This is a genomic window from Gordonia sp. CNJ-863 (assembly GCF_001942325.1).
Taxonomy (GTDB): domain Bacteria; phylum Actinomycetota; class Actinomycetes; order Mycobacteriales; family Mycobacteriaceae; genus Gordonia; species Gordonia alkanivorans.
On sequence record NZ_MKKG01000049.1, the window covers coordinates 1 to 8,916 of the forward strand.

An 8,916-nucleotide genomic window follows, 5' to 3' on the forward strand; every position below is an offset into this window, starting at 1 on the left:
TCGATGGTTCGCCATCCTCGCAGTCGGCTACACCGCGTTGATGACCTTTGCGTTGACCCTGCTCGCGGGTTCTGTCCTCGCTCAGGGCACTCCCCTGCTGCTGTGGCTGATCGCGGCGACCGCGGCAGCCTGCGCGGCCCGCGGAGCAGCCGCGATCGCGGCCCGCACAGCACAACCAGCGCGCGGCCGTGCGCTGCGGCGGTAGCCGGTCGCGTCATCCATCGGCCCAACTCTGCGTGATCAGAGCCTTGCCTGCGGGGCGTGGTGCTGCACAGCGCCACGTGGGCCATGTCGAGACTGCACGCCCCGATGCATAGCTGACGCGATCCCGGTATGACCCTGGTGACGTGGATTATGCATCCTGTTGCGACAGTCTCTCGGCTGGCGGGTCCGATGGCGAAGATGCACTCTGGGCCTCGCGGGGGCGGCGCGCGCGGGGCGTGCGCGCAACACCATGAGACACGCGCCGGTGAAGGTCGTCGTTACCGGTGGCGCAGATGAACGAAACGTCACCGGGTTTGCGACACTAACTGCTGAAGAGTGAACGTGGCGGTGCGGGGACTCACGCGGTGAGCCCATGCGCAACAACTGAGAGCACCGGAAGTGCTGCAACGGTACACAATGCGGCACCCAGAAGTGGCAGTACACTCGCCGCTGCGTACTTCGATTTGGTCGGCTCGATCACGCCATTGTCGAGCATGCGCAGCCGGTAGCGCGTGGAGTGCTGCATGGGGGTCCCGGGGCCTACGCCCTGACCGGTGACATGGGCCAGTGCGCTGCGTACCGCAGCCGTGCTGGTGACCCGGGCTGCCGACATGTCGGCATCCACTTCGATCAGGGCCGCGACCGCCGCTGGCGCCCGCCGAAACAGCGGTACGAAGGGCAGAGCACGTGCCATGACGTCGCAGACCGCCAGGACCCGGTCGTGACGAGACCTTAGATGGGCGAACTCGTGTGCCAGTACTGCTGCCCGCGCCTCGGCCGGCACGCGTGTGCGCAGCGCGCTGGTGGCTACCACGAAACCGCTGCGTCCGCCGACGCAGTAGGCCATGGGGTGGGGATGATCGATCCAGAGTACGTCGGGGGTATCGGGTTCGGTGCTGCCTACCACCGCAACGACGTCGCGATGAAGGCGTTGCACACGTTGCACATCGCGCGTGTGACGAGCGCACGACATCGCGGTGCGAGCGACCACGGCGAACAGCACGACGGCGACGGTGATGCCATACACCTGGCTGAAATCGTCGCGCACCGCATGCAGGACAGCGCCAGCGCACCGAGCCAACGTGTCGACGAAACGCTCCGCAGGCGGCGCATCGGGCCATAAGGCCGACAGCGCCGACAGGAGAAGCAGTCCCACCGCAGTGGCAATGCTGCTGACCCATGCGGTGATCACTACCCGCGGTGACCATCGCTGTGGCAATCGGTCGAGAACGTAAGGACCCAACACACCCAGCACGGCCGCGCCCACCAGGTGGGCCAAAGCAACGCTCACACTCTCAGCGCCTTCTCGGACGATCCGTCCGCGTCCGGGACAAGTGTTCGCTAAGGACCTCGCGCTCCTCGGGGGTAACCATCCGCGCGAAATGCATCAGGACCGCCGTGGAATCGCCGCTGGCATCGAGCACCCGTCGCAGTGTCTGCGACGTCGCCTCCTCCCGCGACTGCAACGGGAAGTACCTGTAGGCGCGGCTGATCTTCTCGCGTCCGGCGAAGCCCTTCTTGTGCAGATTGGTTACCACGGTCAACACCGTCGTGTACGCCAGATCGCGATCGGCCAACGCATCGACAATGTCGTGCACACTCATCGCCGCAGAAGCGCCCCACAGCACGTCCATCACTGCGCGTTCCAACGAACCCAATTGAGTCACCGTCGCCTGCCTGATCGCCTTGTCTTTGCTGCCAGTCTAGAACAAACTACCCTGCTTAGTAGCCGAAGGTGGCTTCGCCAGGTTGGCCGCCACCATCTGACACACTTTTCGCATTTCCTGCGGTGCCATGACTCACCTCACCGCCTACTGAAAGCGCCACTCGTGACCGACCTCGTTGACGACACGTACTCGACCCGCCGCATCCAACTCGATGTAGGTGGCATGACCTGCGGTGCGTGCGCAGCCCGAGTGGAACGCAAACTCAACAAGATTGACGGCGTACGCGCCTCGGTGAACTACGCTACTCGGCGGGCCACCGTGGAACTCGATAGCCACGCAGGCGTGGCCGATGCGATCGACGCTGTTCACACGGCAGGCTATTCGGCTACGGAACTGACCGAGCAGGCTCCTCCTGTCAACGAGGATGCGTCGACGGCGAAGGCGCTGTTCACCCGACTGATCGTCGCGCTGGCCCTGTTCGTGCCGCTGGCCAACCTCTCCGTAGTGCTCGCCGTCATCCCGGACCTGCGTTTTCCCGGGTGGCAAGCGGTGTTGGTGGCGCTTGCCGCACCAGTCGTGACCTATTGTGCGTGGCCGTTCTACCGCACCGCGGTGCGTACGTTGCGGACCGGTGTGGCCACGATGGACACGCTCGTCTCCCTGGGAGTGCTGGCCGCGACCGCCCTGTCGATGTATTCGATGTTCTCGGCCGATGCGATGTCTGCCGCGGGTCAGGGGGTGTGGTCAGCGATCTTCTCCAGTGACTCGATCTACCTCGAAGTTGCCGCCGGCGTGACGGTCTTCGTGCTGGCGGGACGCTACTACGAAGCGCGTGCCCGCACACAAGCTGTCCAGGCATTGAGCGCGCTGGCCGCGCTACGCGCAACCGAGGCCCGCGTCGAGTGTGCAGGGGGTACGAGCATGCTCATACCCCTGGCGGAACTCAAAGTCGGTCAACGACTCATCGTGCTGCCGGGTGAGACCATTCCCTCGGACGGGCATGTGATCGAGGGCACAGCCAGTGTGGACCTCAGTGCGATGACCGGAGAGACGACGCCGGTGCAAGTATCAGCCAACCACCGCTCCACCGCAGTCGGGGGCACTACCTGCCTCGACGGGCGATTACGGGTGGAAGTCACTGCAGTCGGTGACGACACACGCCTTGCGGAGATGATCGCGCTGGTCGATAGCGCACAGATGGCCAAGGCCCGCGCTCAACGGGTCGCTGACCGTATCGCCGCGATCTTCGTACCATGCGTCATCGCCCTGGCTGTGAGCACTGTCGTGGGCTGGTCACTAACCGGAGCGTCCTGGGAGCACGCCGTGAGCGCCGCGGTGGCCGTGCTGGTCATCGCCTGCCCGTGCGCGCTGGGCCTGGCCATGCCGATGGCCCTGGTGATCGCCACCGGGCGCGGCGCCCAACTGGGAATCTTCCTCAAAGGGCATTCCGCATTGGAACTGTCCGGGACGATCGATGTGGTGGTCTTCGACAAGACCGGCACTCTCACCAATGGGCGACCTCAGGTCAGCGGCGTGTACACCGTCGACAACAACAGCACGGAGTTGATCCTTGGCTGGGCCGCGACACTCGAGCAGCACACCAGCCACCCCATCGCTACCGCTATCGCCGCAGCGGCCGGTCCGCAGTCCCTTCCTGCACCGGTCGAGGTGGTCACCGACGTCGGCAGTGGCGTGCGTGGAGTGATCGACGGCCTGAGGGTGCAGGTGGGCTCGCCGACGTGGATTGCCCGTACCGCTGCGGTGCCTGCCGCGCTCGACGCGCAGCGCGCTGACGTCGAACGCTCTGGTGGCACCGCGGTGTACGTCGCGGTCGACGATGCAGTTCGGGGCCTCATCGACATTCGCGATAGCGCCAAACCCTCTGCTCGCCAGGCAGTCGATGAGTTGCACCGCATGGGACTTCGCACGTTGTTGGTCACCGGCGACAACGCCGGCGCAGCGCAGCGCGTAGCAGCGCAGGTCGGCATCGATGACGTGACCGCCGGGGTGCTCCCGGCTGAGAAAGTGGCCATCATCGACGACGCGCGCAGGAGCGGTGCCTGTGTGGCGATGGTCGGTGACGGCATTAACGACGGGCCCGCTCTGGCTTCGGCGGATCTGGGCATTGCTATCGGTGGCGGTACCGATGTCGCTATCGGCGCCGCCGACATCGTGTTGGTGCGCGACGATCTCACCACCGTCGCGTTGGCCCTGCACCTCGCCTCGGCCACCCGACGGACGATGCGCACCAATCTGGCATGGGCGTTCGGTTACAACATCGCCGCACTGCCGCTTGCTGCCGCTGGACTGCTCAACCCCCTGATCGCCGGGGCGGCAATGGCCTTGTCATCGTTTTTCGTCGTCTCCAACAGCCTGCGTCTGCAGAACTTCGCGCGTGTAGACCACTGAGGGTGACAGTTGCTGGGTCGGTGCCAGCTGAGACACCATCGCTGCGACGGTTCGAGAGTCGCTGCCATCAATGGCGACGGACTCGGGCAGATCGGGCCGGCGTTCGGCACGCACCCACTGCACCAACAGCACCAGGCAGACCACCACCATCGGAATCTCGCTGATCACTGCGGCCACCACACCGCCCGCCCACTGCGTGCGCGCGAGGTCGGGACCCCACGGCAGTTGCAACTGGCTGTAGAAGGATTCACCGATCACCGTCGTGGAGGTCATCAGTGCGATACCAAAAATGGCGTGAAAAGGCATGACGGCGAACAGCAGACCTAGGCGCGCCAGAATCGGCAACTGCTTGGGGCCCGGGTCGATCCCCACAGAGACCCAAAAGAACAGGTACCCAAGGGTGATAAACAGCACGCTCATCAAGACGTGCCCCCAGTGGTAGCGGACGAGTACGTCGAACACCGGTGTGAAGTACACCAGAAACGACGAGCCCACAAACAACGCGAACGCGACAACTGGATTGAGCAGTAGGTGCACGCCTCCAGAGCCGAGCAGAGTCAGCAGTCCCCGCCGGCACGCCGCTCCACCAGTGTTACCTGCCGTTGGCAGCACCCTCAACAGCAACGTGATCGGTGCGCCACCCACCAGCAGAATAGGTGCGATCATGGTCAAAGCCGTGTGTTCGGCCATGTGCACGCTGAACAGAGCATTGCCGTAGGCTTCAATCCGGAGCTGGTGGATACCACCACCACAGCGCAGCCCGTGACCCATGACGCGGTCCGCCGTATCGGCCAGCGATGTCCACCGCCCCGCTCCCGCCTGGCGGCTACGACATATCCCACGGCGCTCACCACCGCTGCCACACCCACCACAAGATCAACACGCCACAACGACACCAGCGACCCGACACCGGGCGGGCCAGGAAGCGAATAACCCAGGTACACGTCCCACGCAGTGAATGGGTGGGCAATCAACCCGGGTGCGACCCGGGTGTCCATCACCGCCCAACACGCCACCGCTGCCAGCGCAGCCCCCGCGGCAAGGGAAGAAGCAGTTGCCGACATCGGCACACCCCGGCGCAGGCGCACAACATCGGCGATCACAAGCACCGCCAGTACACCCACCAACAGCCCCGCAGCGCGACCGAAAGCCGACGACCACACGCCCGGAGTCCGCAGCAGCACCACCACACACACCGCGCCCACCAGAGCTGTCACATCGGCGCCCAAGACGACATAGCTGACACGTCGGTCGGCCGCCCTGTCGATGGTCGCCGACCCCAAACCACGAGCCCTAAACCGGTCGGCCCACCGCAGCCCCACCGACACCGCCAAGCTCGCCGCGAACACAATCACCGCGCCGGTCGTGTAATCGTGGTCAGGCCCCTGCGCGGCATTACCGACCACAGGCAGCGCGAGCACCCCGACCGTCGCGGGAACCACCAGCGCCACCTGCATCGACCACCGCAGTGACACCGAACCGATCAGCACCACGACACCCGCTGCCGCCACGACCAGCCACGCCAGCGCCGGCAAACTCACACTGAACGCGTAACCGACCTTGCCGCTCGAGACCATCGTGCCCACAGACACGCCGGTGGTGTCTGCGGCCGCGGTGAAAGCCATGAATAGCGCAACGACCACAGAGCACCCCGCGGCGCGGCGGACGCGGCGAAACACTGGATAGACCGCAGCGTCGATGAAGCCTTGCGAGTCAGGCACGGCCGTGAGCACCATCGAGACCAGTCCCCCGAGCATCACCGCAGCCAACGCAAAGCCAGCGAAGTTGCCGACCACATCGGCGACAGCTGTGCCCGCCCCAGGATATGGATCTGCGCTTTCGACGTAGCGACTGGCGCCGGAGATCCAGGCGTAGATCACCAGCGCCACAATTAGCCCACCGACCAGCAGTGCAGCCATCAACCGGGGTACGGCTACGCCGTGCGGAGTTGACGGTGCGGTCGCCTCCGTCGACGGCTTCATATCACCCACCACCTACATGCTACTACTGCGCATAGTAATTACGGCGCACGGACTGAAGAACTGGTAGTCGCGGCTGATTCTCGGCTTGCTTGCCACCGCCTCGGTTCGCTGCGGGGCCGCGTCCGCGCGGGCCCCTACCTAATTTTTCGCAGGATCGGTTCGGGCGCCCACTCCTCATCCCCGGTCTGTCCGCTCCCCCGGGTGCGCCGCGACGCTGGTCCGCCTTCGAGATCAGTGTCGGACCAGCGTCGGACGTTGATTACCCTAGGGGGGTATGGTACCAAGGTGGGAGTGGCTCAGTTGTCACTGCCGCGGGTGGGGTCGGGATACGGCCGTCCGGGGTATCGCCAGAAGGGAAGGGCAGCATCGCTATGAGTACGTCTACCGTCACTGTCACCGGGATGACCTGCGGACATTGCGCCTCGTCGGTACGCGAAGAGATCAGCACCCTCGACGGTGTAACCAATGTCGCCGTGGACGTGGCCAGCGGCCAGGTCACCATCGACAGCTCCGCTCCGCTGGAGCGTGACGCTATCCGCAGCGCGGTGCAAGAAGCCGGTTATCAACTCGCTGAGTGAGGTCGCGGGCCGGGCCGCCCCGGTGGTGGCCCGGCTCTCCTCGGCAGCGCAGCGTCGCTGGGCGATCTCCTGACAGACAGGAACATGACAATGAACGTCCCTTCTAAGCTGGGCCTTTTCGCTGGTGCGCTGGCGGTGGTCTTCGTGGCCGCCTACACCGTGGCAGCCGCGGTGGCCCCGGACCGGTCAGGCGCTACTGGGTCGGACTCACCGGCGCACGCCGGACACCAGAGCGCACCGGCCTCGTCTGCCGCCGCGACGCCGGGTGTGCGCGGGGTCACCGTCGGGTCGGGGGGTTATCTGCTCTCCGGACTCGCAGCGCCCGCGCAGACCGGCCAGGCGGGCGTGTTGACGTTTTCGATCACCGACCCCGCCGGTTCGGCGGTCACCGACTACACGGTGGAACACGACAAACAACTGCACCTGATCGTGGTCCGGTCTGACGGCACCGCATTCCGCCACGTGCACCCCACGGTGGATGCTGCTGGGCGGTGGTCGATTCCATGGCAGTGGCAGACGGCCGGCACCTACCGGGTGTATGCCGATTTCGTTCCGGCAGCGACCGGTGAAACCCTGACGCTGACACGCACTCTCGAGGTGGGTGGCGACTATCAACCCCGCCCACCAGCCGGTGAGTCGCGGCGGTCGGAGGTGGCCGGGTTCCAGGTCGAGCTGACCGGTGAGCTGCACGCCGGCACCGACTCAGAGCTGACTGCGACCGTGAGTCGCAACGGTCAGCCGGTCACCACCTTGCAGCCGTATCTGGGTGCCTTCGGGCATCTGGTGGCGTTGCGCGATGGCGACCTGGCCTACCTGCACGTGCATCCCGAAGGCTCGACACCCACGCCAGGGCAGTTGTCCGGGCCGCAGGTGAGGTTCGCGACGAACGCACCGACACCGGGCCGCTACCTGCTCTATCTCGACTTCCAGGTCGACGGACAGGTACACACCGCGACATTCGTCGTCGACACCGCTGCAGAGCGTGTTCGAGCAAGCGCGACATCCTCGTCGTCTCCGGCGTCGTCTGCGTCGGTCCCGCCTGAGCACGCCGGGCACTGACCGCCCGTCATCCATCCCGCCGGCTCAACCCACGTCTTGGAGTCCTCATGACCACCACCTCCCCGTCCCGCTCGGCCGGGTCAGACATCGAACTCGCCGTCAGCGGAATGACGTGCGCGTCGTGCGCGATGCGTATCGAGCGCAAACTCAACAAGCTCGACGGTGTCAGTGCCACAGTCAATTACGCCACCGAGAAGGCGCGTATCACCACCTCGGGTGATCTGGATCCGCAGCTGCTGATCACCGAGATCGAGAACGCCGGCTACCAGGCCACGCTTCCGCCGTCGGCGCAGACCGATCACGATGCGAGCGCAGCGGCGACCGATGAGGCCGCCAGCGACCCCGAGCTGCAGGCATTACGCACTCGTCTGATCGGCGCGGTGGTGCTGTCGGTACCGGTCATCGCGATGGCGATGATCCCGGCGCTGCAGTTCACCTATTGGCAGTGGGCCTCGTTGACCCTGGCCGCCCCGGTCATCGTGTGGGCGGCGTGGCCGTTTCACCGCGCGGCCTGGGTGAACCTGCGTCACGGCACCGCCACCATGGACACCCTGATCTCAGTGGGTACCGGTGCGGCGTTGCTGTGGTCGTTGTACGCCCTGTTCTTCGGTACCGCCGGCACACCCGGGATGACCCATGGCTTCAGTTTTACCGTGGCGCCCTCCGACGGAGCGGGCAACATCTACCTTGAGGTGGCCGCCGGGGTCACCATGTTCGTACTCGCGGGCCGCTACTTCGAGAAACGCTCCAAACGGCAGGCCGGTGCAGCGCTGCGGGCGCTGCTGGAACTCGGCGCCAAAGAGGTCGCCGTCATCAAAGACGGCCACGAACAACGGATCCCGATCAACGAGTTGTCGGTCGGCGAGGAGTTCATCGTGCGGCCGGGAGAAAAGATCGCCACCGACGGTGAGATCGTGTCGGGCACCTCGGCGATCGACGCCAGCATGCTCACCGGCGAATCGCTGCCGGTCGAAGTCGGTCCGGGCGATACCGTCACCGGGGCAACGGTCAACGCCG

At 65.5% G+C, this 8,916-nt stretch carries 6 protein-coding genes and 2 pseudogenes; 5 read left to right on the forward strand and 3 right to left on the reverse strand.

Going from position 1 to position 8,916, the window contains the following annotated elements; translation table 11 throughout:
* Window positions 1-205 (forward strand): annotated as a pseudogene (locus BJF87_RS26180) (hypothetical protein); the annotation flags it as partial.
* 357 nt (window positions 206-562) lie between these two features.
* On the opposite strand, the gene BJF87_RS20050 reads toward BJF87_RS26180, so the two are convergent.
* Together BJF87_RS20050 and BJF87_RS20055 are read right to left on the reverse strand one after the other, a co-directional pair.
* On the reverse strand, window positions 563-1,495 hold the full coding sequence (locus tag BJF87_RS20050) for a M56 family metallopeptidase (RefSeq protein WP_055476899.1): 933 nt from the start codon (window positions 1,493-1,495) through the stop codon (window positions 563-565).
* 4 nt (window positions 1,496-1,499) lie between these two features.
* Window positions 1,500-1,871, reverse strand: a complete 372-nt coding sequence (locus BJF87_RS20055) for a BlaI/MecI/CopY family transcriptional regulator (RefSeq protein WP_055476900.1) — start codon at window positions 1,869-1,871, stop codon at window positions 1,500-1,502.
* A 162-nt stretch (window positions 1,872-2,033) separates the two neighbouring features.
* On the opposite strand from BJF87_RS20055, the gene BJF87_RS20060 reads away from it, so the two are divergent.
* Entirely contained in the window at window positions 2,034-4,280 is a 2,247-nt protein-coding gene (locus BJF87_RS20060; RefSeq protein WP_055476901.1) for a cation-translocating P-type ATPase, read from the forward strand.
* On the opposite strand, the pseudogene BJF87_RS27250 reads toward BJF87_RS20060, so the two are convergent.
* Window positions 4,218-6,262 (reverse strand): annotated as a pseudogene (locus tag BJF87_RS27250) (cytochrome c oxidase assembly protein). The gene BJF87_RS20060 and the pseudogene BJF87_RS27250 overlap by 63 nt on opposite strands.
* A gap of 371 nt (window positions 6,263-6,633) precedes the next feature.
* Here BJF87_RS27250 and BJF87_RS20075 point away from each other — a divergent pair.
* The 3 genes from BJF87_RS20075 to BJF87_RS20085 all read left to right on the forward strand — a co-directional run.
* Entirely contained in the window at window positions 6,634-6,840 is a 207-nt protein-coding gene (locus tag BJF87_RS20075; RefSeq protein WP_035755517.1) for a heavy-metal-associated domain-containing protein, read from the forward strand.
* Window positions 6,841-6,930: 90 nt separating this feature from the next.
* On the forward strand, window positions 6,931-7,899 hold the full coding sequence (locus BJF87_RS20080) for a hypothetical protein (protein ID WP_035755515.1): 969 nt from the start codon (window positions 6,931-6,933) through the stop codon (window positions 7,897-7,899).
* 47 nt (window positions 7,900-7,946) lie between these two features.
* Window positions 7,947-8,916 (forward strand): cation-translocating P-type ATPase (locus tag BJF87_RS20085; protein WP_139319564.1); only part of this gene is annotated, 970 nt, incomplete at its 3' end.

Excerpts from the sequence above, each read along its gene's own strand:
- BJF87_RS20075 (WP_035755517.1), top strand. The coding sequence starts at position 6,634 with ATGAGTACGTCTACCGTCACTGTCACCGGGATGACCTGCGGACATTGC.
- BJF87_RS20080 (WP_035755515.1), top strand. The coding sequence starts at position 6,931 with ATGAACGTCCCTTCTAAGCTGGGCCTTTTCGCTGGTGCGCTGGCGGTG.